The sequence below is a fragment of the Alistipes sp. Marseille-P2263 genome (genome assembly GCF_018101075.1).
In the GTDB taxonomy this organism is placed as follows: domain Bacteria; phylum Bacteroidota; class Bacteroidia; order Bacteroidales; family Rikenellaceae; genus Alistipes; species Alistipes dispar.
In genome coordinates this window covers 295,966-319,338 of sequence record NZ_JAGQEJ010000001.1, presented here as the reverse complement: position 1 = coordinate 319,338, position 23,373 = coordinate 295,966, and the positions used below count along the sequence as shown (strand labels likewise).

The following is a 23,373-nucleotide window of genomic DNA, read 5'->3' as shown; positions in this document are numbered from 1 at the left end:
CGATAATAGCTTATTCAGCAGATGGAACAGAATCTCATCTACAACACCGATGCCCTTACCGGCCTACGACTGCTGCCCGACGAGTCGGTGGACTGTATCGTCACTTCGCCTCCCTATTGGCAGATGCGCGACTACGGCATCGGTTCGATCGTGTGGCCGGACGGCTGGTCGGGACAGTTGGGGCTGGAGCCTACACGCGTGGAGTTTATCGCGCATTTGTGCATGATCTTCGACGAATGCCGCCGCGTGCTGAAACCCTCCGGCACGCTGTGGGTGAACTTGGGCGATTCGTACAGCAAACCCTACAAATACAACCGCCGACAAAATCCGAAGTGGAGCGAAAATTCGAAGAACAGCGATTGCCTTATAGACATCAAGGTCGATACGGCGCGTCACCGTATCCCCTCCAAGTCGCTGTGCAATATTCCGAATAAGTTCGCCGACGAGATGATCCTTCGTGGGTGGGTGCTTCGCAACGAGATCATCTGGTACAAGCCCGCCTGCATACCTTCCTCCGTCCGCGACCGCTTCACGGTGGACTTCGAAAAGGTGTTCTTCTTTACCAAGTCGCAGCGATACTACTTCGAGCAGCAGTTCGAGCCGTATGCCGAATCGACCTTCGGAAGGTATCGTCGTGCCCGGACGCTCAACGGAAAGAGCGCCGGCTATCGGAGACTGAACGGTATCGGAATGCAGCGGACGACCGATCCTCGCGGTCGCAATATGCGGTGCGTGTGGCGTATCCCTTATGAACCGAGCCACGAGGCGCACTATGCCATGTATCCTTCGCGATTGGTCGAGACGCCGATCAAGGCCGGATGCCCCGAAAGTGGTCTCGTTCTCGATCCCTTTATGGGCAGCGGAACGACGGCCGTCGTCGCCCGACGATTAGGACGCCATTACATCGGCTTCGAACCCAATGAGGAGTATGCGGCGATCTGTGAAAAGCGATTGAACCAGCAATCCCTCTCCCTCTGATATGTCTTCGCATACCTACGACAATCCCGCCTACATCGCTTCGTGTTCGTTCGGCAAGGATTCGATCGCTACGATCCTCCTTGCCCTCGAACACGGCGAACCGCTCGATGCCGCCGTCTTTTCGGAGGTGATGTTCGACCACCGACGCAATATCAGCGGCGAGATTCCCGAACACATCGAGTGGATCTACTCGACGGCGATTCCGCGTCTTGCCACATTAGGCGTTCGGGTCGATGTCGTCCGTTCGGAGAAAGACTATCTTACGTTATTCCATACGGTCATTGGGAGCGGTGCACATAAGGGTATGCTGCGCGGCTGGCTCATCGGCGGCAAGTGCTGCGCCAACCGCGACCTCAAGATCCAGCCCATACATCGTTATTACGGTCGCTTCCGCAAGCAGGGCGTCGTACAGTACGTCGGCATCGCGGCCGACGAACCGAGACGCCTCGCGCGGATGCAGAACAAAGGGTACATCCACAAAACGAGCTTGCTCGCCAAGTACGGCTATACAGAGGCGGACGCCCGACACAAGTGCGAAGAATACGGTCTGCTGTCGCCTCTCTACCGAACTGCGCATCGGGGCGGGTGCTGGTTCTGCCCCAACTGCCGCATTCCGATCTTCGCCGACCTGCGCCGCCGCCATCCCGAATTGTGGCGCGAACTGCAACGGCTCTCGAAGGTCGGGAATAAGTCATCCGAAGGCTTCAAATACGGACAGACTTTCGAGGAGGTCGAGCAACGGATGGATGCCTACGAGAAAACCGTAAAGCTATTCTGAATTCGAGTAATAAATGCCTGAATATCTTTGAATTAAGTTGCTGATTGACTTGCGTGTTCCGAATTGTGATGTTATGTTTGTCATGCGATAAACAACTAAAATATAGTGTATTATGAGTACGAGAGCAAGAGTCGGAGTGCAATTGGCAACAGGTGAAATCAAGAGCGTTTACGTATGGCGGGACGGTAATCCCGATACGTTGGGCACGACCCTGAACGAATATTACGCCACGCCGGAGAAAGCGGCCGCATTGGTCGAGCACGGTAACCTGATAGATGTCGAACAGAGCTTACGCCGCTGCACGTTCGAACGTCCGGAGGAGGGTTACGACAACAGCCCGCGGCTCCACAGGACGTTCGCCGCCTACCTGCGGGAGCGGGAGTACGACATCCGTTACAAGTACATCTACCGCGACGGAGCATGGAGCTATTGGGAGATCGGCGCATAGCCGACCTCCTACTCCTTTGAAATGAGGAAATTATGAATTCGGGGAACCGGCTGATAAATGAAAATACCCCCGAAAACCGGTTGTCTGAATTCGATATAAAACATTGATAATAAATTAAATAAATCTGCCGAAAGACTTGCGTGTCCCGAACGATTGTGTTACCTTAGACTTACAATAAAGCACTGAACACGAACAACTTAAAAGCAAAGCCATGAAAAAAGGACAAGCCCTTCGGATCGCAAGGACTTCGACCGAGACCAACAAGAAGATCGAGATCGACGGCATTCCCGCAAACGGTCATTTGGTCTTCTACATGAAACAGACGCTCAAATACGATGTGCGCGGCAATAGCGGCAGTGGCCGTGTCTACGGCGAATGGGAAGCTGTTTCGTTCTATAATATGAGGCTCACCATCGACACGGGCGACGACTACGAGAACTCGCTTCGGTATGAAGTGATGGTCAACCACGCCAACAATGCGGATCTGTCGATCCAGCTCCCCATTGCCGACATTCCGAACATTCCCAACGACCGGCTGATCTATTCGCTCTACTTCACCGATGCGTCGGGCCGGCCGACGCGGATGTGGCACACGCGGGGCGGCAACGACTACAACACGCTGCTGGGCAACCTCGTCGGATGCGCCCTGCGCTACAAACAGCTTCCCGGCCGCCGCATCACCGGCGAGATGTTTTCCGGCCGACATATTGACATGAACACGGTGGTTCAGGACTCCAAGTTCCTGCGCTGCGGTTTCTATGTAAACTCCATCGAGCTGAAGGCCGTCGAGGACAGCTACGACACGGAGCTTGTCGAGATGCCGGGACTCGTCCGCTGCGAGACTCCGCCGCAGGGCGACGATTGCATCCTCGGCGCACGGCTCTCCTTTACGGTCAGGACGGCTCTGCTGTGCGGAGGTATCCTCGTCCTGCTCTCGACCGACAACCGCATCTACACCTACGACCCGGCCTCGCGAAGCGTGCGTCAGCTCTTGTCCTATACCCGTGAAGTGAGTATTCATCCCGCAGACAACAGCTTTGCTGTGGTGGATGGCGCGGGTGTCAGCATCGTGGATTACCGAGGTGTGGTACTCAAACGCCACGATCGGAAAGACTACGATACCCCGGCGACCTACATGGGCGGTTACATCTACCTGTTGCTTCCTTACATTACCTATCCACGCGGGCCGCGCAGCGTCAGCCGCGCCTCGGACGGCGGCACGATTACGGGATATTACCTCAATCGTCCCGATTACGTCTATGTCAACTCCTCTACGGGTTACCGACGGGGATACGGCTATGACCGTACGACCTTCAGTGGAACGGTCACGGGAATTTTGAAATCCTACTCGGCCATTGTGGTCAATACGACCAAAGGGGCGTGGCTGCACGACAAACGGGTCAACGGGGAGCTGTTGGCAATGGCCTATCCCGCAGGTACGCGGATACTGACTCTCTCGGACTACTTCATGGCCGAAACGCTCGGCCCGACGCTGCGGATCTACCGGCGCGATACCATCGATGAGCGGACGCTTATCAAGACGATCTCCGGTGCGGCCGACTTCGCCGACCACACGATGGGCGAAGTGGCTTACCATTCCGGCGGCCGACTCTACATCTGGACATATGCCAACAATACCATCCGACAGGTGCGTAATACGGCCGGAGCGTCGCACCCGCTGCGGGGACTCTTCTATGTAGGCGGCCAGCTGCATATCGTCCGCGACAACGCAATCTATAAGTACCTCCCTTAAACGAACACGACATGGAACTCGTAAGCATCCTCCTGAACTTTCTTTTGGCCAGCGGCCTTGCCGGAACGCTCGTCTTCTTCAACAGCAAACGCCGCCGGGAACGCGCCGCTGCGGACTCGGCCGAGCTGGAGAACACGGAGAAGGTCGTGGCGATCCAGTCGGAGCAGATCACGCGGCTGGATGGCCGCGTGGAAAAGCTCGAAGAGAAGGTCGACAAGCTCGAAATCATCATCGAGCATAAGGATGTGGAGATCGACCGCAGCCGCATCGTCATCCGCCAAGCCTACAAATGCGACACGCCGCCCGAACGATGTCCTGTGCTCATCCGGCGGCAGCAGTTTATCGAGCAGGAGCAGGCGGCGCGGGCCGCAGTGATTGAGGCCGAACGAAAGGACGTCGAATACTAACCGCTACTTAAAACTATCCTAATATGACGACAAGAGGAATCCGCAACTGTAATCCGGGCAATATCCGAAATTCGAAGACAAAGTATCTGGGCGAGGTGCGACCCTCGCGCGACGCAGCCTTCAAGCAGTTCGAAACGATGGCGTGGGGCTACCGCGCGATGTTCGTACTGCTGCATACCTATTCCCGCAACGGCTACAGGACGCTGCGGCAGATGATCACGCGCTACGCGCCGCCCGTGGAGAACCACACCGAGAACTACATCGCCCATGTGAGCCGCTGGGCCGAGGTATTTCCCGATGCTTCGCTCGACACGCTCGACCCGGCAGTAATGATTTCGGTCGTCGGAGCTATGTCGCGTATGGAAAATGGTGTGCCGGCCGTCGATTCGGATGTCCGCGAAGGCTGGCGACTTTTCATGCAGCATAAACCCTGAACACGTTAAACATCGTTCGATATGGCCGGACGCCGCATCGCCGACCTGCTGATTAAAATCGGAGCCGACTCCTACGAATTCAAGCAGAAGACACAGCAGGTAGAACGAGATTTCGACTCGCTGTCCAAGAAACTGGATAAAGTCGGCAAAGAGCTGTCACTGAAACTGACAGCTCCTCTTACGGCATTGGGCGTCGTGGCTCTGAACAATGCCGATATCCAGCAACAGGCCGAACAACGGCTCCTGACGGCCCTCAAAGGGCGCAGCGACATCCAGCAGCGGCTGCTCGCCGAAGCGGGCGAGTTGCAGGCTCGTTCGACGCTGGGCGACGAGGCGATCATCGGACAGCAAGCGTACTTGGCATCGTTGGGGATGACCGAGGAGCAGATCGGACGCGTCATCGAAGCCTCCGCCCAACTCTCCTATGCGACGGGAATGACACTCGACAGCGCCGTGAAGAATCTGGCCAAGACCTACGGCGGTCTGACGGGCGAATTGGGCGAAAGCATCCCGAAGTTGAAGGAACTCACAACCGAGCAACTCAAAAACGGCGAGGCGGTCGATTTCATTCTCGAAAATTACAAGGGGTTCGCCGAAGCTGCGGCCGAGACGGGTATCGGGCCGATCAAGCAATTGAAGAATACTTGGGGTGATTTTCTGGAGCAGATCGGAGCGATCATCATGCCCATAGCCGCAAAAGTCGCAGGTGCATTGTCTTCGGTTGTCGCCGTGCTTCAGGCAATGGATCCACGCTGGCAAAAACTGCTCGTTTCGGTAGCGGCCGTTGCTGCGGCCATCGGGCCGTTGTGCTTGTTGTTGGGTTCGCTTTCGAAGGCGTTGCCGCTGCTTAAGACGGGCTTTGCGATGCTCGTCGCGCCCATCGGACTGGTCAAGACGGGGATTCATGCGCTTACGGCTGCCATCGCCGCCAATCCCATCGGTCTGCTGCTGACGCTCATCACTACGGGCATCAGTCTTTTCATAGCGTTCGGCGACAGCGCCGAAGATGCCGCCGAGAAGAACGGCGAGCTGACCAACAAAATCATCGAGGAGGCCCGGCAGGTCAATGCCCTCGTAGGCAAGCTCTCCTCGGCCAACACCTCGGAGCAGGAGCGCAAGGCAGCCCTCGAAGAACTCAAAGGCGTGCAGCCCCAAATTGTCGAGGGACTGAGTGCCGAAGCCCTCGAACTCGAAACGCTCAGGAAGCGTGCGGCAGAATATAATCAGCAGTTGGTACTGCACATCGCCCTTGCGCGGAAGCAGGACCAGGTAACTGCGGCTATCGAGCGGCAGACCGAGGCGGGAGTCCGGCAGGCGGAGAAGGAGGCGGAACTCTATGCCTATCTCTCCGATATCGGGGCGAAGCTGGCAAGCGGCGACTTCGAGTTTGGCAGGCACAACCAGAATAAGGGATTCTACGAGTGGAAGCAGGCGTCGGAGCAGTTGCAGAGCAGCCTTGTCAACCACTTCAACGAGATCATGGCCGGCGGCGATTCCCTTGCGGAGAAGGCCCGCCGTGTGCAGCAGATGTTCCAGCCACAGGTGCGTTATGGGGACAAGATCCGTATGGATGACGTGAGTATGCGGAAGATCAACCGGATGCGTAGCGATGTCCGTGAGTTGGGGGAGGAGGTGACCGAGGCGGGCGATCTGGTTTCGCAGGCCGAAGCCGAGGTGCGGAACTTCGCCGAGGCGTTCTCGCTGTCGCTGACTTCGGCCGTGGAGGATGCTTCCACCTCTGTCGATGGATTAAGCGGTGCTGCGGACGGCGCTTCGATGCGGACACAGAAGAGCATAGAGGAACTCAATGAAGAGATCAAGAGCCTCGAAGCCCAAAAGCAAAAATCGTTCGACCCGACGGAGATTGCCGGTTTCAACCGACAGATTGCAGAGCTGCGCCGTGAAGTCGACCGCCTGAACGGATTGGGAACATCGGCGACGCAGGCGATGGGTAAGATTACGGCGCTTCAAGCCGAGATTAAGAAGTTGGAGACGCAGAAGCAAGCGGCGTTCGACGTGGAGGAGATCGCTGCCTGCAACGCCCGTATCGAGGAGTTGAAGAAGGAGATCGACGAGCTGAACAAGGTGCTTCCGCAAGACCTTTTGCCGCGCGAGCCGCTCGCACCCATTCTGCCGGACGGTATGACGCTGGTCATGCCGCAGATCGAGATCAAACCACCCGATCTGAAACCCATTGTGACGCGGGCGATGGAGCAGATGAAAGCCATCCGTGAGTTAGTTTGGGGCGAAGTATTCGGCTGGGCGGATGAGGTCGGCGGCAAGTTGGAGGGCGACATTCGGGATATCGAGCAGGTGGTGGCGACCTATACCGAAGCGCTCGTATCCAAAGGCTGGGAGTTCGGTGCCGCATTGGAGCAGGTAGGCGGAGCGGTCAGGGAGACGATACAGAGTTTCGATCAGTCGCTCTCGACATTCCTTGCCAACAGCATCGTCGCGGCGGCCGAGGCTATCGGGCAGATCATGGCCGGCGACCTCGGATTCGGAGGGTTGATGAAAGCCATCCTGTTGCAGTTCGCCAATTTTCTCAAACAGATCGGCTCGCAGATGATCCAATTCGGTGTGATGATCATCGCCTTCAAGTCGGCACTCAAATCGGTGCTGGCCAATCCGTGGGCGGCAATCGCCATCGGCGCGGCGATGGTGGCTGCTGCTGCCGTGATGACGGCGCTCATCAACAAGCAGGCGAAAGAGAATGCGCCGAAGCTGGCCAAAGGCGGTCTCGCCTTCGGCCCGACCTATGCGATGGTAGGCGATAACCCTAATGCTGGAGTTGATCCGGAAGTCATAGCACCGCTATCCAAGCTCAAGGAGATGATGGTCGGAGGTGGTACGACCAACGTAAACATAACCCTCTCGGGAGAGCTTACGGCCAAAGGCCGAGACCTTGTCTATGCCATCGGGAAGGAGAATTTTAAGACGAATATTTTAGGAAGATGATTTATTAGCTCTAAATTCTATGTTTTTATTATCTTTACGGTGTACACTAAAAGATATTGTTGTCTTATTTTCGTCGAGGGAATAGTTTTTATCCCATGTCATTTTTAGGTCTGTAGTCTTGTTGATTTTACAAAAAGAAGAATAGCAAAATGTATCTATTAAATAGTCTCTAAATAAAAATATAAGCATATTATCGTCAAACCTTTCTAAACCAAGTCCTTGTTGAAAATAATCAGAGTGTTCAACTTCGTGCTTAATATAAATGGTTAGCTCCATTTCTTTTGATGAAGGGAAAACCACTTTAAATGAATATTTCCCCTTTAAATATCGCTTTATATTTAATTCATTATTATCTACTCCAATATGCTGAATAGATATATTCATTAATTTTCTAATATCATATAAAACTAACTCGACAGAGTGCCGTTCATTCCCTTCTAAAAGAGAGGTGTATCTTTGAAATTCTAACTTTTCTAATTTAGGTAGATGTTTTATTAGATTGTATTTATTAATAAATTTTTGGAAATTTTCGCCATATGCCGTAAATGCATTATAGTAAAGAAAGAATAATTCACCCTCAGAAAGTTGTGCACGCATCATTTTGGCATATTTTACTTTCTCTTTTTCGTTTAATTTTGACTCGTCAATAAAACAAAATAATCTATACAGTATTCGATAATAATGGGCGGTCTTATCTTTATGCGAGATATAAAATGAAATATAACTCGCATCTGCTTCTTTTTTCCTTTTATGAATAGACGGTAAAGTAGAATGAAAATCTTGCAATAGACGATATTTCTCGTGGGCAAAAAAATCTGTTACTGGATTATTTTGTGGCATATCAGCAACAATATCCCGATGTAATGATAGTTGTCCAAAAAATGTATTGTCAAATTGTTGCCTATATGATTCCATCCGTTGTAGTCGCAATGTCTCAAATAGTAAAAAAGCACCTACTAAAGCAAAAATAGCTCCCGTACAACCCCCTATAAAATCGCCGAACCAAGCGGATTTTTCTAATGAAACAAATCCATGAGGGTCAATGAATTTCTCGCAGAAAAAACCTCGATAACAGAACCATAAAAAAATAGCAATTCCTAAAATCGTAAATGCGATTGCTGCTACATGATGAAATCCTTGTTTTTGCATAAGTTGGGGACTTTGTCTCCATAAAGATATAAAATTCTCCGCTACTTTCACAGCCATAAGAGATGGAATTTTATGGCAGGAGTACGGATCAAGGATTTGCAGGATGCCCAAGGTATCATCGAGCGGTTCGACGATTTCCAGTTTGCGGTGGATAGCACGAACCCCGATACGACGCTCCGGCTGTCGGGCCGGGAGATGAAAGCGGCCATTGGCACTCCCAAGCACACCCACAGTATCGAAGAGGTCACGGGACTTCCGGGTGAGCTGGAGAAGAAACTCGACAAAACGGGCGGCACGATGACGGGCGATCTGCGCGTCGAGGGCGATACGCATGTCCGCAACCTGCGTGTGGACGAATACCTCGAAGTGCCGGAACTCAAATACAATCGTATCACAGCCACCGGCAACGAATTTTGGGTGACCGACGGAGGCACGGTGGACGACGTAGCCGAGGGCGACGACGGCATCTATCTCGTAACACTCAAGTCCGACGAGGACGAGGCGACGATCAACTTCCAATTCAAGGATATCCTACGCGGCATCTTCTATACGGAGAACGACGAGGACAATCCTTCCAGCTTTCGCACGGCCTTTTTCGAGGTAACAGGCGTTATCGACCGGACGCACTTTTATTGCATTCCCCTGAACAATATCCCGCCGCAGCGTTTTATGACCCTCGCCCGTCAGGGCAACAAGTCGGATGCGCATCGGCAAGGCTCGGTCTATATGGACGGCCTGCGGAAGTTTATCCGTGTGAGCGACGGTGTTACGGACGAGCGAATCGATGTGCGGAATATCAAGGTGCAGCTTGGCGACCTCTCGGAGATCGCTCATCCCGTTTTCGGACAGTTGGAGGGTTACGGAGCATTGCTGGAAAATGCCTACGTCTGCGGACGGCTCGTGCAGCACGATCCGCAGACGGGCGAGGATTGGGTGGTCGGAGCCGTTTCGGTTTCCGGCGAACAGGTTTTCCACTACGACGAGACGGACAAGGTCTCGCCCGATATGATCGTCATCACCGCCAAAGAGCAGGGCTTCACCTCGGCACCGGGCAACCGGCTGTGGCAATACAAGGACGGTTCGGAGTGGGTGACCATCGACACGCAGCATGCGCTGACCTATACGCTGACGCCCGATGCCGAGATATGGCGCGGCCGCTCGACGCTTACGCTGCGTTACATCGTGGCGGGCGTCTATTATGACCTGATTACGGTCGCAAAAGTCCGTAACGGTGACGCCGCTTACATCGTGACCGTCGAATCCTCCAACGGCAATCAGTTTCTAAACGGCGAGATGGTGACGATCCTCACGGCCACCGTCTTCAAAGGTTCGCACGATATCACCGCACAGGTTCCCTATAATGCGTTCAACTGGACGCGCCTGTCGGACAATCCCGACGGCGACAAGGTGTGGAACGAAATGCATACGGCTGTCGGCAATCAAATCACCGTCACCAGCGCCGACGTTTACCGCCGTGCGGTGTTCAATTGCGAAGTGAATATTTCTTAATTGTTCAACGAGATGGAAACTGTGAATTTATCGAGGTTGTTTCCTAAACGGAGCATCACCTGCTTCGGTTCGAGAGGTTTGTCATCCTTTTTTCGACGGTATAATTTATCTGCATTGATCCGCTCCGTGATCTCCTGAACGGTGAGGCTTCGGCCTTCCCGCTCAATGACGTAGGTAATAGCATCGTGTAAAGTCATACTATAAAGATTTAATTTTTACAAAAATAAGAAATAAACTCATGGCAGTCATTTCACGAGGTCAGATTACGATCGTCGATTTGTCGGACGGCAAGTCGATCAACCTGTATTTGGGTTCGAATGTCGCGCTCACGCAGATCTACAACAAGAAGAACAGCACCTACTCGCCGAACTGGAGCGCGAGTCCCTTTTTGGTCATCACGCCGGAGGTCTACGTTACGGGAGTCCCGACCAATCAGGTCTCCCGCCTGAAAGGGCCTCCGACATGGAAGATCAACGGCTCGGCCAACCTTGCCACCTATGGAGCTACGGCAGCGACCGCTGCGCCCTATGCATTGACGATCAAAAACAACATGGCCTCCTATGCACAGATGCACGTCGAGTGCGAGGTAACGTATGTCGATCCGGATACCACGGCCGAAACGAAGGCGAAAACATCTATCTCGTATGCCAAGACCGAGAATGCAGGACAGCTCGTCTGCGCCATCGCCTATGCTCCGAACGGGACGGTCTTCAAGAACGGCGCTGCGGCCAAGCTGACGGCCCATTGCGATATGTGGCGCGGTTCGACCATCGACTCTACGAACGTGAGCTACAAGTGGTATAAGCTCGGCAGCGGAGTGTGGACGGAGATCACCTCGGCCAATGCCGGAGGTGTCACAGGCTATACGACCAACGAAATCACGATTCCCGAGTCGGCCGTGCTGAACTTCGAGTCGTTCAAGTGCGAGATCAAGGATACCGATCCGTCGAGCGGAACGTACAATACGACCGTCTCCGACATCATCTCCTTCGCCGATATGTCCGATCCGTATCAGGTGGAGATTACCACGCCGCAGGGTACGACACTCACCTCCGGCCTGACGCAGACGACCCTTACGGCGCAGGTGTGGCAGAACGGAGCGTTGCTCTCCGACACCTTCTTTACGGGAGCTACCTGCCGCTGGCGCAAGTTCGACAAAAACGGCGTGCTGGATACGACGTGGGGATCGGCAGGCATCAAGACCGGCCGGTCGATCACCGTCACGCGAGGTGAAGTATCCGTGGCGGCAACCTTTACCGTAGAAATCGAAAAATAGAGACACATCGTATGGCACTAATCGGACGGGGACAAATCACCATCCATATCGCGGAGCAGGGCGAGCCGGGGAAACCCGGTACTCCCGGCACGTCGTCGTTCCTGCACATCCGCTATTCGACCAACGCGAACGGCAATCCGATGACGACGACTCCGAACACCTATATCGGCATTGCCGTTACCACCTCGGCCACGGCTCCGACGAGCTATGCCGACTATGCGTGGTCGCGGCTGACGGGTGCAGCGGGCAGCAATGGTGTACCCGGCACGTCGTCCTATATCCATATCCGCTATTCGGCCAACTCCAATGGCAACCCGATGACCACCACGCCCAATACCTTCATCGGCATCGCCGTTACGACTTCGACTACGGCTCCGATAGGATATGCCTCCTATACATGGGCTAAATGGACGGGCGACAAGGGCGATCCCGGAGATAAAGGCGACAAGGGGGACAAAGGAGACAAGGGTGATAAAGGGGATACGGGCTCGGCGGGAACCGCCGGGCCGGGAATCGTCTACCGCGGTGCGTTCAGCGCCTCGACCCTCTATTACAACAATACGCTCCGGCGCGATGTGGTCAAATACGGTTCTACCTACTACATTTACAAAGGGTCGAACGGCGTTTCCGCTGCATGGAACAGCGCCAACTGGGAATCGTTCGGGGCGCAGTTCACTTCGGTCGCTACCGACTTGCTGCTGGCCCAGCTTGCCTATATCGACAATCTCGGTGTGAAGAATCTCCGCACGGCGACCTCCGGACAGCGGGTGGAGATCACGCAGGCAAAGAATTCTATGGCGTTTTATATGCCGTCGCAATCGACGCCCGTGCTGGAGATCAAGACCACGAACGATGCGGTATATATGGGACAAGGAGCGGGATTTCAGATCAAGCAGCCGGCCACCGACATCTCCATCTTCAAGGGAATTCTTCAGAATAGCAGCGAGGGAAGCGGCATCTCCGTTCCTGTCCTGCCCATCGGACAGCCGGAGACCATCGCGCAGAACTGCATTTTGCAGACCTACACGAACACCAGTACGACCAAGTACAAGTGCGGGCTGTATATCGACGTCAGCGGCACGCAGGGAACTGCTGCGAACTCCGACCGCCTGCACGGTATCTTCATCCAGTCGGGCGGCATGTTCATCGGCGGAGACTATACCGAGCTGCGATCGAACAACGTGCTGTGCGGCGTAACCTGCGCCGGCAAAGTCAGTGCTACGGGCTCCTTGCTTCGCAGTTGGGTTATCTCCCACATGGGTGGTTATCTCACCTCAAGCAGGACAGGAGAAGGGCGCTATCGCATCAGTTTCTCCAAAACGTCCTATCTGCTCGGAGCCTACGATTACAGCGTCCTTATTATGCCGGACGGCCCGCATTCGAGCGGCAGTCATGGAGCGTATGCCTGTACGATGGCACGTACATCCTCCTATTTCGATGTATGGACTGCGGACGATGCTTCGACCAACGACTGTGGATTTACTTTCATCGTGGTTATCATGAACAAATATTTTGCGAACTGATATGACGACCCTTTATGCGAAGTTAGAAAATGGGGTACTCGTTACCACCTGCGCTTCGGAAGAGAATGCCGACCTGATCGCCCAGCTTTTGTCCGATGGTTTCAAGCCTTACGACGAAAGTGCTTCGCAGCCGCAAGCCGAGGAATTTCAAGCTGCCGTCCCCGTTTACCGCGATACGGGAGAGAGGATTGTGCTCGAATGGAAAGTTGAAGAGAACAGCCCCGAAAAAGTCGAGGCCGAGATCGAGCGGCTGAAAGCGGAGCTGACGGCTACGGATTACCAGATCATCAAGTCTTACGAATACGCTCTTGCCGGTGTGCCAGCAGTCTATGATATCGAAGAGCTGCATACCTCACGCGAACAGCAGCGAATCCGAATCCGGGAGCTGGAGACACTGCTCTCGCTGGAAGAACCCGTCGATCCTACGCCGACTCCGCCGTGGCACTCCGGAGGCACGGTAGATTGACGGATAGCAAAGCCGCAATCGAACAAGATTGCGGCTTTGCTTTAAATTGTCTGAGTGAGCTTATTCGATGGCCGGTTGCAGACCTTTGTCGAGAACGCCGGCCAAACTTTCCATCTCCATACCGATTCTGCGTTTGGTCATCTTCGCGTAAACCTGTGTGGTGCGGATATTTTTATGGCCGAGCATCTTCTGTACGGTTTCGAGGGCCACGCCGTTTTCGAGCGTCACGGTCGTGGCGAAGGTGTGCCGCGCGATGTGAAAGGTCAAATTCTTGTCGATTCCGCAAATGGCCGCGATCTCTTTGAGGTAGTCGTTGACCTTTTGATTGGCCGGAATCGAAAGTAGCCGGTCGTGAGAGGTTTGGTCGGCATACTTCTCCAGTATCGCTCGCGGAATATCGAGCAGGGGAACATAGACCGCGACTTTCGTCTTGTCACGTCGGGTGTCGATCCACAGCCGGCCGTCGTTGCCCATAACCACTTCCGACTTTTTCAGTCCCCGCACGTCGGTGTAGGCAAGACCCGTAAAACAACTGAAAACGAAGATATCCTTTACCCGCTGCAACCGCTCCGAGGTCATCTCTTTCGACACGAGCACCCCAAGCTCGTCTATGGTCAGATGCTCGCGGTGCGTCTCCTCCATCGAGATTTTGAATCCGCCGAACGGATCCGCAGTAACCCAGCCGTTGTCCTTCGCCGTTTTGAAAACCGTCCTCAAGCGCTGGATCATCTTCATGTGGTAGTTGTGTCCGTTCTTGCCGTCTACCGTGCGCAGGTAGATGTAGAAATCGTTGATGAATTTCGTGTTGATGTCCGAGAGAAGAATATCCCTGATTTTGTATTTCGCCGCCATGAACTCGGCCAGCCGGCGCCGGGTGAGCAGATAACGGGTGTAGGTCTTGTGGGTGGTCTCCTTGCCTACGAGTGCCCTGTAATCCTCGTTGAACTCGTCGAAGAGTACCAGCAGCCGCTTGGCCTCATCGCTGCGGGAGGTAAGGATGCTCTTCAGGCGCATGGCCGTAATCGCTTCGCCGCGGAAAAAGAGTTCGTTGTACTTGTTCTTGATCACGTTCCGGTAGTTGTCGAGCATCTCGTTGATGTACTTGTCCTCGGCGCTTCTGCCCGGTGTCCGGCACTCCTTGCCGAGCCAGCGGTCGGGATCGACGTCAACGCGGGTGGCCAGATGCACCATCTCGCCGTTTACCGTAACCCTTGCCAGAATCGGCGCTTTGCCGTTGGCCTTCAGCTTCCCTTTCTGCGCGACGAAAAGGATCGAAAATGTGCTTTTGTTTGTCATAACCGTATGTGTTAAATAAATATGTATGTTTCGCTCTTTTCTGCAAATCTACCGGCTTTCGTGCTGCCGACCGCCTGTTGCCCTGCGGCAAACTGCGACACTCCGTGCGTAAAACCGCGACATCGCTTCGGTGGATTGTTATAACACACTCTGAATGTGTTGTTTACACGACAAACATAACCTTACTCTTTGGAACACGCAAGTCTTTCGAGCAGTAAATCAAAGGTTTATGCGAGATTTATCGGGATCCGGATTTTTGCGGCAGAAAATAGAGACTGTGTAACCGGAAGATTGCCAATAATTTAGCCGTTTACAAAATGTAATGATTTGAAATACAAAGAAATGCGTTCCAATTCGTAACCTATTGTCGCAGGGTGTCGTAGGGCGGTTACAATTAGGTTACGCTGGGGCTGTCGCAGGCCGTCTTTCGGTGATCTGTTTTGTCGTAGTCGGAGGGTACGGATAGCGGGGGAGAAGAAAGAAAAAGGAGGGATGCTGATTCGGGCTTCGAATGTCGCCGGAGGCCGATATGCAGAGGTGCGAATACGAAAGAAGCGGTCTTTCAACCGCTTCTTCATTAGGCTGTTAGCCTTGTCTTGTGATCCCCGTGGGGCTCGAACCCACGACCCCAACATTAAAAGTGTTGTGCTCTACCAGCTGAGCTAGGAGATCGTTTTCGTAGGTTCGATATTCGCAGGATCAAAGTCAGTCGCCTGACTTTCAGTGATCCCGCTGGGGCTCGAACCCAGGACCCCAACATTAAAAGTGTTGTGCTCTACCTGCTGAGCTACGGATTCTCCGTCGGCCAAAGGAAAATGCTTTCCGTTTTGGTGGTGCAAATGTATGGATTATTTTTGTTTTACCAAAATAAAACGGTATTTTTGTATTCGCTAAAATGAATTTTTAACTCTGTAAAAACGAATATTCCTATGTGTAAAGCGCTAATTATCGGAGCCGGAGGCGTCGGTACGGTGGTGACGCAGAAAATCGCCGCCGATCCCGTCTTCACGGACGTCATGCTGGCCAGCCGTACCAAGTCCAAATGCGACGCCGTGGCGGCCGCCATCGGCGGTGACCGGGTGAAGACCGCCGAGGTCGATGCCGACAACGTCGCCCAGCTGTGCGAGCTGTTCCGGGCGTTCAAACCCGACATCGTGGTCAATGTGGCCCTGCCGTATCAGGACCTCACGATCATGGACGCCTGCCTCGAATGCGGCTGCAATTACCTCGATACGGCCAACTACGAGCCGCGCGACGAGGCGCATTTCGAATATTCGTGGCAATGGGCCTATCAGGACCGCTTCAAGGCCGCGGGTCTCACGGCGATCCTCGGCTGCGGCTTCGATCCGGGCGTGACGGCCGTCTTCACGGCCTATGCCGCCAAGCACCATTTCGACGAGATCCATTACCTCGACATCGTGGACTGCAACGCCGGCAATCACGGCATGGCGTTCGCCACGAACTTCAACCCCGAAATCAATATCCGCGAGGTGACGCAGAAGGGCCGCTACTACGAGAACGGGCAGTGGGTGGTGACCGAGCCGCACGAAATCCACCGGCCGCTGCACTATCCCGGCATCGGCGAACGCGAGTCGTACGTCATCTACCACGAGGAGCTGGAGTCGCTCGTGAAGAATTATCCGACGATCCGGCGCGCCCGGTTCTGGATGACCTTCGGGCAGGAGTACCTCACGCACTTGCGCGTGATCCAGAATATCGGCATGGCGCGTATCGACCCGATCATCTACAACGGCGTGGAGATCGTTCCGATCCAGTTCCTCAAGGCCGTGCTTCCGGACCCCAAGTCGCTGGGCGCCAACTACCACGGCCAAACCTCGATCGGCTGCCGCATCCGGGGTGTGAAGGACGGTAAGGAGCGTACCTATTACATTTACAACAACTGCGACCACGAGCAGGCTTTCCGCGAGACCGGTACGCAGGCCGTGAGCTTCACGACGGGCGTCCCGGCGGCGCTCGGCGCTTCGATGTGGGCCAAGGGCCTGTGGCGAGGAGCCGGCGTGTTCAACGTCGAGGAGTTCGATCCCGATCCGTTCCTGGCCGAACTCGGTCCGCAGGGACTGCCGTGGCACGAACTGTTCGACGTGGATATCGAAGTCTGACGGCGGGGCTTTCCGGCCTTCGCCGCGGTACGGAGTGGACGGTTGCGGAAGCAGCCGCCCGCTCCGCGCGTTTTGAGGGGCGGCTGAGCGACAGGGCGGGGTGCTCCGCACCGTATTTCCGGTTTTCGGACCTCCCGGGCCTTCTTCGGGTAGGGCAGGGGCTCCTGCGTGCGGGGGACCGAAGCCGTTTCTTCGGGCAGGCCTCCCGCTGTGGGGACCTTTTCCGGGCGAAAGAGCGATAATTCGCCTGTATTATTATCATATATGATACATTTTTCGTATCTTTGAATCGTGTAACCGCTCCCGGACAGGCGGGGGTAATTAAACGACAAGACGATGAAACGTATCCTATGTGCGGTCGGTGCGCTGATGATGTGTGCGACGCCGCTCTTCGCCGTCGGGGCGAAGGACAAAGAAAAGACCGAATTCAACAGGCATTGGTTTATGCAGGTGCAGGCGGGTGCTGCCTACACGCTCGGCGAGACGGGATTCGGCGATCTGCTGTCGCCCGCGGCGGCTCTTTCGGCCGGCTATCGGTTCTCGCCCGTGTGGGGGCTGCGTTTCGGCCTCGGCGGATGGCAGGCCAAAGGGGCCTGGGTTTCGCCCGAAATGCACTACAAGTTCAATTACTTGCAGGGGAATGTCGAGGCCATGCTCGATCTGGCGAATCTGTTCGGGCGTTTCAACCCCGTCCGGACGGTCAATCCCTACCTGTTCGCGGGTGTCGGGGTCAGCGGGGCGTTCGACAACGACGAGGCCAACGCGATCTGCGACAAGGGATACGCGATGGAGAACGTCTGGTCCGGCGGCAAGGTTTTCGTGGCGGGACGCCTGGGTGCGGGATTGAATTTCCGGCTTTCGGACTGCGTGCTGCTGGGCGTGGAGGTGAATGCCGACATGCTCTCCGATAAGTTCAACTCGAAGAAAGCGGGAAATGTGGATTGGCAGTTCAACGCGCTGGCGGGACTGACCTTCCGCTTCGGAAAGACCTATCGGAAAAAGGCCGCCGCGGTTCCGCCCGCACCCGTGGCTCCCGCCGCTCCGGCGGAGCCCGCCCCCGAGCAGCCCGCTCCGGAGCCCCGGCCCGAACCAGCTCCCGCTCCGGCTCCGGTTCCCGTCGCGGAGAAACCCGTTCCGCTGCGCGAGGATATCTTCTTCCGGATCGGATCGTCCGAGATTCGGGCGGCGGAGCGGCCGAAGGTGGAGGCGCTGGCCGATTATCTCAGGGCGCATCCGGAGACGACGGTCTCCGTGACGGGCTATGCGGATGCGGCCACGGGCGGCAAGGCCCGCAACCTGCAACTGTCGATGCTGCGCGCCGCGGGTGTGTCGGAGGCTCTGCAACAGGCCGGAATCGCGGCGGACCGTATCCGGGTCGATTACAAGGGCGATTCGGAGCAGCCGTTCGCCACGGCGGCCGAAAACCGCGTGAGCGTCTGCGTGGCGCAGTGATCCGTTCCGGTACGCCGGGCAGGTAAGTATAAATACCTATTTATCGGAAATTCCCGGGGGACGGCATGGACTGTTCCCCGGGAATTTGCTAATTTTGTCCGTTTTTTAGAGAAACGCCTTTCGATGATCGACTTTCTGACAATGCCTTCGCCGTGCTATGTTCTCGACGAGCGGCTGCTGGACGCGAACCTGGCCGTGATCGACCGCGTGCGCCGCGAGTCGGGCGCCGAGGTGATCGTCGCGCTGAAGGCCTGCGCCATGTGGAGCATCTTTCCCGAGCTGGCCCGGCACTCCGACGGCGCCACGGCCTCTTCGGCCGCCGAAGCGCGTCTGGTTTTCGAAGAATTCGGCCGTCCGGCCCATACCTACGCACCCGTCTATACGGATCGCAACATCGACGAGATACTGCGTTGCAGCGACCACATCACGTTCAATTCCGTGGCGCAGTTCGAGCGTTTCGGACAGCGGGCGCTCATCCGCGGCATTTCGTGCGGACTGAGGATCAACCCGGAGTATTCGCCCGTCGGGACGGACCTCTACAACCCCTGCGTTCCCGGTTCGCGGCTGGGCGTCACGGCCGGCGAGCTGCGCGAGTTGCCCGCGGGCATCGAAGGACTGCATTTCCATGTCCTGTGCGAATCGCGTCCCGCGCACCTGCGGCTGGCGCTCGAGGCCGTCGAACGGCGCTTCGGCCGTCTGCTCGACCGCGTCGCGTGGCTCAACATGGGCGGCGGCCACCTGATGACCCATGCCGAATACGACTGCGACGAGCTGATCGCCCTGCTCCGCGAATTCCGTTCGCGTCATCCGCACCTGCGGCTGATTCTCGAACCGGGCAGCGCCTTCACCTGGCGCACGGGCTATCTGGTCTCCACGGTGGAGGACATCGTGACGAACGGCGGCGTGCATACGGCGATGCTCGACGTGTCGTTCGCCTGCCACATGCCCGACTGCCTCGAAATGCCCTACAAGCCGGCCATCGTCGGGGCGCACGATCCCGCCGAGGGAGAGACGCGCTGGCGCATGGGTGGCACGAGCTGCCTGGCGGGGGACTACTGCGGCGACTGGGCCTTCGACCGTGCGCCGCAGGTCGGCGACCGCATCGTTTTCGAGGACATGATCCATTATACGATGGTCAAGACGACGATGTTCAACGGCGTGCAGCACCCCGCGATTCTCATCGCGCGGCGCGACGGCAGCGTGGAGACCGTCCGGGAGTTCGGCTACGAGGATTTCAAAAGCCGCATGTCGTGAGCTCCGCCCGGGAGCGCGCCGGAAAACAAGCCAATGCAAACAAGCCATAATAACCCATACATGGAAAATTTCACACCTACTTCCTACACCCTCGAATGTGTCGCCACGGGACGCGAGTTCGAAGACACGGGCTGGGTCCTGTCCGATCCGCAGTGCAAGACGCCGTCGCTCGTGCGGGCGCGCTATGCCAAGCGGCAGATCGACGTGAAACCCGCCGAGTGGGGGCTCTACCGCTTCGCCGACTGGATGCCCGTGCGGCGGATGCTCAAGGGCTCCTCGGCTCCCGTGACCTACAAGAGCCGGGGTTTGGCCGAGCGGCTCGGGCTGGAGAACCTCTGGATCACGTTCAACGGCTACTATCCGGCCATCGGCGCCACGATGACCACCTGCTCGTTCAAGGAGACCGAAGCCTATTCGGTCTGCGGCCGCGCCGCGGCGGACGAACAGCGCGTGCTGGTGGTGGCGTCGGCCGGAAATACGGCCCGTGCCTTCGCCAAGGTCTGCTCGGACAACGGCATCCGCCTGCTGCTGTCGGTTCCCTACGACAATATCGGCGCGCTTTGGTTCGAGGAGCCGCTGAACCCCTGTGTCAAGCTGATCTGCTGCGCCGCGGGCGGCGACTATTTCGATGCCATTTACCTGAGCGATCTCGCGCTCAAAGGTCCCGGGTTCTATGCCGAGGGCGGCGCGAAAAACATCGCCCGGCGCGACGGCATGGCCTGCACGGTGCTGTCGGCCGTGACGGCGATCGGCCGCATCCCCGACTACTATTTTCAGGCCGTGGGCAGCGGTACGGGCGCCATCGCGGCGTGGGAGGCCAATCAGCGCCTCGTCGCGGACGGCCGTTTCGGGCAGAACACCATGAAGCTGATGGTGTCGCAGAACGCGCCGTTCGTTCCCATGTACGACGCCTGGCAGGCCGATTCGCGCGCGATGCTGCCCTATGACGAGGACAAGGCACGCCGCGATGCGGAGATCATCGACGCCAAGGTGCTGTCGAACCGCCATCCGCCTTACGGGCTGGCCGGCGGTCTGTACGACGCGCTGAAAGCCACGGGCGGCGATATTTTCGTGGCGACGAACGCCATGGCCCGCAAGGCCCGCAAGCTCTTCAGGGAGACCGAAGGGGTCGATATCTATTCGGCGGCGGGCGTCGCCACGGCGTCGCTCATCAACGCCGTGGCCGCCGGCAGGGTCGAGCGGGACGCCACGATCATGCTCAACATCACGGGCGGCGGCGAGGAACACTTCAAGGAGGGCAAGGAGCTGTGGTATCTCAAGCCGAGCCTGGTCTTTCCGCTCGATCCCGATGCCGACGACGTGGTGTCGAAGGTCGAGGCGCTGTTCTGATCCGAAAAATTGCTTACCTTTGCGGCGGTTCGAACCGGGGGCGTGCAGCCGGCCCGGTCCGGACCGCCGGATTTTTATTTTATCAACCCAAACAAAACGACAACATGGAACACATTCTGCAGAAGCGGATTCCCTGCTTCAAGCGTTGGAGCCGCAAGGGCTGGTCGGTCTTTGCGAGCCTGCACCGCTACGTGAAGATCGGAGTCCTCGCCGCCGGAATGTCGATCCTGCTGCTCGCGACACGGGGCGCATCCGCGCACAACGCCGACACGACCGCCGTCCTCAGGACGTTGCGGATTCGTGAAGTCGGCGTCACGGGAACCCAGACGGCTCCCGTGCGGAACGCCCGGTCGCACACCCCGCTTTTCGACCGGAAAGCTTTCGCCGCGGAGCCCGTCCAGACGCTGGAGGCCGCTCTGCGCCTCGCGCCTTCGGTCGATATCCGCGAACGCGGAGGCAAGGGAGCGCAGGCCGACATCTCCGTCCGCGGAGGCTCTTTCGACCAGACGATGGTCCTTCTCAACGGTATTGATTTCACGGATGCCCGCACGGGGCACCAGTCCCACGCGCTGCCGGTCGATCTCGACTGCATCTCGTCGGTGGAGCTGCTCGACGGCCTGCCGGGCGTCGGGGCCTTCGCCGGGGCGGTGAACGTCCGCACGGCGCCGCTGCGGCCGACCTACCTGCGCTTCGAGGGTGCGGGCGGACAGTACGGCTATGCCTATGCCAACCTTTCGGGAGCCGTCACCGAGGGACGCCTCTCGGTGCTCGGCGCGGCTTCCTTCCGCCGCAGCGACGGTTACCGGCACAATACGGACTTTTCCAATTGCAATGCCTACGTGCGGGCCGTCTGCGAGGCTCCCCGTGCCGGACTGTTCGATTTCCAGGCCGGATACCAGGACCGGGATTTCGGGTCCAACGGATTCTATGCGGCCTACAATCCCGACCAGTGGGAACACACCGCGACGGCGCTCGCGTCGCTCCGGTGGCTCAGGAGCGCGGGCCGCTTCTCGTTCGGCGCCTCGGCGAGCTACCGGAAGAATTTCGACCGCTACGACTGGACACGCGGGACGGCGATGAACCGGCACAATACGGACAATGTCGGTGCGCGAGTCTGGAGCGATTTCGGTTGGGCGGCAGGCACGACGTCGCTGGGCGGTGACTACGCCTACAACCATATCTTCAGCACGAACCTCGGCGAGAAGCTCGACACGCCGCACGGCCGTTACACCCATGCCGACGCGCGCCATACGGGCAACCTTTGGCTGCGGCACGAGAAACACTGGCGGCGTTTCGACGCCGCGGCGTCGGCCGGGGCGAGTTTCACGCCCTACGGCAGGGCGGCTCTCTGGAGCCTCTCGGGCGGCTGGCGTCCCTCCGAGGCGTGGCGCGTGGAGGCCGGTGCGGCGCAGTCGATGCGCCTGCCGACCTTCACGGATCTCTACTATACCTCCCCGGCACAGGTCAATAACCTCGGCCTGCGGCCCGAACGGGCCGTCACCGTCCGCCTCGGGGCGGGGTATTCCCGGGGCTGCTGGAGCGCTTCGGCCGATGCCTACTACCGGGCCGGCCGCGACATCATCGACTGGGTGTGGTACGACGATGTGCCCGAAAATCCCGAGGCATGGCGCGGCAAGTGGCATTCGGAGCAGACGAGCCGTCTGAACACCTTCGGGATCGAGTTCTCGGGAAGCTACACGGTGCAGGAAGGATTTCTGCGCCGCGTGAGGGTCTCCTACGGATACGTCACCACCGACCGTAATGCCGACATCGTGGCCAGGAGCGCCATGGACTTCATGCGCCACAAGGCGGCGCTCGGGGTCGAATTCCGCTTCCTGCGGCGCATGTCGTTCGCGCTCACGGGTTCGCTCTTCGACCGCAACGGCGACTATACGGCCTATCCCGTCGCAGGAGACTCCTCCCGGACGGAGACGCGCGGTTACGAACCCTATTTCCTGCTCGACGGACGTCTGCAATGGGAGAAGGGGGTCTGCCGCCTCTATGTCGATGCGACGAACCTCACCGACACGCGCTACTGCGATCTGGGAGGTATCCCGCTGCCGGGCTTCTGGTGTACGGCGGGCGTGGTGCTGACCTTCGGACGGTAGGCGTCTCCGTCCGCTCCGGAAGGCGGCCTCTCCGGCGCCGCTGATCCGGAGCTTCCGGCTGCGTTTCCCGGTCCGGACCTTCGGGTCCGGACTTTCTGTTTTTTTGCCCCGGAC

Annotated in this window: 19 protein-coding genes and 2 tRNA genes; 16 read left to right on the top strand and 5 right to left on the bottom strand. The window is 57.1% G+C overall.

Features of this window, described 5'->3' with window-relative positions; genetic code table 11:
- Positions 1-21 precede the first annotated feature (21 nt).
- The 7 genes from KB554_RS01375 to KB554_RS01345 all read left to right on the top strand — a co-directional run bounded on the left by KB554_RS01375 (position 22) and on the right by KB554_RS01345 (position 7,756).
- Positions 22-978 carry a site-specific DNA-methyltransferase gene (locus tag KB554_RS01375; protein WP_211034739.1) on the top strand — a complete coding sequence of 319 codons (957 nt, stop codon included), beginning with the start codon at positions 22-24 and terminating at the stop codon, positions 976-978.
- 1 nt (position 979) lies between these two features.
- On the top strand, positions 980-1,756 hold the full coding sequence (locus KB554_RS01370) for a hypothetical protein (RefSeq protein WP_211034738.1): 777 nt from the start codon (positions 980-982) through the stop codon (positions 1,754-1,756).
- A gap of 112 nt (positions 1,757-1,868) precedes the next feature.
- Positions 1,869-2,204, top strand: coding sequence for a hypothetical protein (locus tag KB554_RS01365; protein ID WP_211034737.1), 336 nt, complete (start codon positions 1,869-1,871; stop codon positions 2,202-2,204).
- A 211-nt stretch (positions 2,205-2,415) separates the two neighbouring features.
- Entirely contained in the window at positions 2,416-3,957 is a 1,542-nt protein-coding gene (locus KB554_RS01360) for a hypothetical protein (protein WP_211034736.1), read from the top strand.
- A gap of 11 nt (positions 3,958-3,968) precedes the next feature.
- Positions 3,969-4,364 (top strand): hypothetical protein, encoded by a 396-nt coding sequence (locus tag KB554_RS01355; protein ID WP_242116214.1) that lies wholly within the window; start codon positions 3,969-3,971, stop codon positions 4,362-4,364.
- Between the two features lie 23 nt (positions 4,365-4,387).
- Positions 4,388-4,798, top strand: a complete 411-nt coding sequence (locus KB554_RS01350) for a structural protein P5 (RefSeq protein WP_211034735.1) — start codon at positions 4,388-4,390, stop codon at positions 4,796-4,798.
- 21 nt (positions 4,799-4,819) lie between these two features.
- The gene (locus KB554_RS01345) at positions 4,820-7,756 is read left to right on the top strand and encodes a hypothetical protein (protein ID WP_211034734.1); all 2,937 of its coding nucleotides are present in this window, start codon (positions 4,820-4,822) and stop codon (positions 7,754-7,756) included.
- Here KB554_RS01345 and KB554_RS01340 read toward each other — a convergent pair.
- The gene (locus KB554_RS01340; protein WP_211034733.1) at positions 7,745-8,962 is read right to left on the bottom strand and encodes a putative phage abortive infection protein; all 1,218 of its coding nucleotides are present in this window, start codon (positions 8,960-8,962) and stop codon (positions 7,745-7,747) included. The genes KB554_RS01345 and KB554_RS01340 overlap by 12 nt on opposite strands.
- A 15-nt stretch (positions 8,963-8,977) precedes the next feature.
- Here KB554_RS01340 and KB554_RS01335 point away from each other — a divergent pair, with 15 nt between their 5' ends.
- Positions 8,978-10,414: a hypothetical protein gene (locus KB554_RS01335; RefSeq protein ID WP_211034732.1), complete on the top strand. Its 1,437-nt coding sequence runs from the start codon at positions 8,978-8,980 to the stop codon at positions 10,412-10,414.
- Here KB554_RS01335 and KB554_RS01330 read toward each other — a convergent pair.
- A complete protein-coding gene (locus KB554_RS01330; RefSeq protein ID WP_211034731.1) occupies positions 10,411-10,611 on the bottom strand; it encodes a hypothetical protein in 201 nt (66 codons plus the stop codon). The genes KB554_RS01335 and KB554_RS01330 overlap by 4 nt on opposite strands.
- Positions 10,612-10,652: 41 nt before the next feature.
- On the opposite strand from KB554_RS01330, the gene KB554_RS01325 reads away from it, so the two are divergent.
- The 3 genes from KB554_RS01325 to KB554_RS01315 are packed head-to-tail and all read left to right on the top strand — an operon-like array spanning position 10,653 to position 13,679.
- Positions 10,653-11,690: a hypothetical protein gene (locus tag KB554_RS01325; RefSeq protein ID WP_211034730.1), complete on the top strand. Its 1,038-nt coding sequence runs from the start codon at positions 10,653-10,655 to the stop codon at positions 11,688-11,690.
- A gap of 11 nt (positions 11,691-11,701) precedes the next feature.
- A complete protein-coding gene (locus tag KB554_RS01320; protein WP_211034729.1) occupies positions 11,702-13,213 on the top strand; it encodes a hypothetical protein in 1,512 nt (503 codons plus the stop codon).
- Between the two features lies 1 nt (position 13,214).
- Positions 13,215-13,679, top strand: coding sequence for a hypothetical protein (locus KB554_RS01315; protein WP_211034728.1), 465 nt, complete (start codon positions 13,215-13,217; stop codon positions 13,677-13,679).
- A gap of 60 nt (positions 13,680-13,739) precedes the next feature.
- Here KB554_RS01315 and KB554_RS01310 read toward each other — a convergent pair whose 3' ends face one another.
- From KB554_RS01310 to KB554_RS01300, 3 genes are all read right to left on the bottom strand, one after another.
- On the bottom strand, positions 13,740-14,975 hold the full coding sequence (locus tag KB554_RS01310) for a site-specific integrase (protein WP_211034727.1): 1,236 nt from the start codon (positions 14,973-14,975) through the stop codon (positions 13,740-13,742).
- Between the two features lie 599 nt (positions 14,976-15,574).
- Positions 15,575-15,647, bottom strand: a tRNA-Lys gene (locus KB554_RS01305).
- A gap of 52 nt (positions 15,648-15,699) precedes the next feature.
- Positions 15,700-15,772 (bottom strand) — tRNA-Lys (locus KB554_RS01300).
- A gap of 132 nt (positions 15,773-15,904) precedes the next feature.
- On the opposite strand from KB554_RS01300, the gene KB554_RS01295 reads away from it, so the two are divergent.
- The 5 genes from KB554_RS01295 to KB554_RS01275 all read left to right on the top strand — a co-directional run bounded on the left by KB554_RS01295 (position 15,905) and on the right by KB554_RS01275 (position 23,259).
- Positions 15,905-17,095, top strand: coding sequence for a saccharopine dehydrogenase family protein (locus KB554_RS01295; RefSeq protein ID WP_141429635.1), 1,191 nt, complete (start codon positions 15,905-15,907; stop codon positions 17,093-17,095).
- A 336-nt stretch (positions 17,096-17,431) separates the two neighbouring features.
- Entirely contained in the window at positions 17,432-18,547 is a 1,116-nt protein-coding gene (locus KB554_RS01290) for an OmpA family protein (protein ID WP_242116213.1), read from the top strand.
- 123 nt (positions 18,548-18,670) lie between these two features.
- A complete protein-coding gene (gene nspC / locus KB554_RS01285) occupies positions 18,671-19,801 on the top strand; it encodes a carboxynorspermidine decarboxylase (RefSeq protein WP_211034726.1) in 1,131 nt (376 codons plus the stop codon).
- Positions 19,802-19,861: 60 nt separating this feature from the next.
- On the top strand, positions 19,862-21,151 hold the full coding sequence (locus KB554_RS01280; RefSeq protein ID WP_141429637.1) for a cysteate synthase: 1,290 nt from the start codon (positions 19,862-19,864) through the stop codon (positions 21,149-21,151).
- A gap of 104 nt (positions 21,152-21,255) precedes the next feature.
- Positions 21,256-23,259, top strand: coding sequence for a TonB-dependent receptor (locus KB554_RS01275; RefSeq protein ID WP_211034725.1), 2,004 nt, complete (start codon positions 21,256-21,258; stop codon positions 23,257-23,259).
- Positions 23,260-23,373: the final 114 nt, after the last annotated feature.